Origin of the sequence: Streptomyces sp. NPDC023838 (assembly GCF_040639555.1) — a bacterium.
In the GTDB taxonomy this organism is placed as follows: Bacteria; Actinomycetota; Actinomycetes; order Streptomycetales; family Streptomycetaceae; genus Streptomyces.
Map to the genome: position 1 here is coordinate 1 of NZ_JBFAAD010000080.1, position 1858 is coordinate 1858.

Annotated in this window: 1 rRNA gene; it reads left to right on the forward strand. The window is 56.3% G+C overall.

From position 1 onward, the window contains the following. A 23S ribosomal RNA gene (locus AB0G17_RS37295) occupies positions 1–1827 on the forward strand; the annotation flags it as partial. Positions 1828–1858 lie beyond the last annotated feature (31 nt).

Genomic DNA, 1858 nt, shown 5'->3' on the forward strand with positions numbered 1-1858 from the left:
TGATGGGTAGGGGAGCGTCGTGTGCCGGGTGAAGCCGCAGCGGAAGCTAGTGGTGGACGGTTCACGAGTGAGAATGCAGGCATGAGTAGCGATACACACGTGAGAAACGTGTGCGCCGATTGACTAAGGGTTCCTGGGTCAAGCTGATCTGCCCAGGGTAAGTCGGGACCTAAGGCGAGGCCGACAGGCGTAGTCGATGGACAACCGGTTGATATTCCGGTACCCGCTTTGAAACGCCCAATATCGAATCCATTAATGCTAAGGCCGTGAAGCCGCCCTGATCTCTTCGGAGTTGAGGGGAGTGGTGGAGCCGTCGACCCAAGGTGGTAGTAGGTAAGCGATGGGGTGACGCAGGAAGGTAGTCCAGCCCGGGCGGTGGTTGTCCCGGGGTAAGGGTGTAGGCCGTGTGATAGGCAAATCCGTCACACATTAAGGCTGAGACCTGATGCCGAGCCGATTGTGGTGAAGTGGATGATCCTATGCTGTCGAGAAAAGCCTCTAGCGAGTTTCATGGCGGCCCGTACCCTAAACCGACTCAGGTGGTCAGGTAGAGAATACCGAGGCGTTCGGGTGAACTATGGTTAAGGAACTCGGCAAAATGCCCCCGTAACTTCGGGAGAAGGGGGGCCATCACTGGTGAGGGAACTTGCTTCCTGAGCTGGGGGTGGCCGCAGAGACCAGCGAGAAGCGACTGTTTACTAAAAACACAGGTCCGTGCGAAGCCGTAAGGCGATGTATACGGACTGACGCCTGCCCGGTGCTGGAACGTTAAGGGGACCGGTTAGTCACTCTTCGGGGTGGCGAAGCTGAGAACTTAAGCGCCAGTAAACGGCGGTGGTAACTATAACCATCCTAAGGTAGCGAAATTCCTTGTCGGGTAAGTTCCGACCTGCACGAATGGCGTAACGACTTCTCGACTGTCTCAACCATAGGCCCGGTGAAATTGCACTACGAGTAAAGATGCTCGTTTCGCGCAGCAGGACGGAAAGACCCCGGGACCTTTACTACAGTTTGATATTGGTGTTCGGTTCGGCTTGTGTAGGATAGGTGGGAGACTTTGAAGCGGCCACGCCAGTGGTTGTGGAGTCGTCGTTGAAATACCACTCTGGTCGTGCTGGATGTCTAACCTGGGTCCGTGATCCGGATCAGGGACAGTGTCTGATGGGTAGTTTAACTGGGGCGGTTGCCTCCTAAAGAGTAACGGAGGCGCCCAAAGGTTCCCTCAGCCTGGTTGGCAATCAGGTGTTGAGTGTAAGTGCACAAGGGAGCTTGACTGTGAGACCGACGGGTCGAGCAGGGACGAAAGTCGGGACTAGTGATCCGGCGGTGGCTTGTGGAAGCGCCGTCGCTCAACGGATAAAAGGTACCCCGGGGATAACAGGCTGATCTTCCCCAAGAGTCCATATCGACGGGATGGTTTGGCACCTCGATGTCGGCTCGTCGCATCCTGGGGCTGGAGTCGGTCCCAAGGGTTGGGCTGTTCGCCCATTAAAGCGGTACGCGAGCTGGGTTTAGAACGTCGTGAGACAGTTCGGTCCCTATCCGCTGTGCGCGTAGGAATATTGAGAAGGGCTGTCCCTAGTACGAGAGGACCGGGACGGACGAACCTCTGGTGTGCCAGTTGTCCTGCCAAGGGCATGGCTGGTTGGCTACGTTCGGAAAGGATAACCGCTGAAAGCATCTAAGCGGGAAGCCTGCTTCGAGATGAGTATTCCCACCTCCTTGAGAGGGTAAGGCTCCCAGTAGACGACTGGGTTGATAGGCCAGATGTGGAAGCCCTGTAAGGGGTGGAGCTGACTGGTACTAATAGGCCGAGGGCTTGTCCTCAGTTGCTCGCGTCCACTGTGTTAGTTCTGAA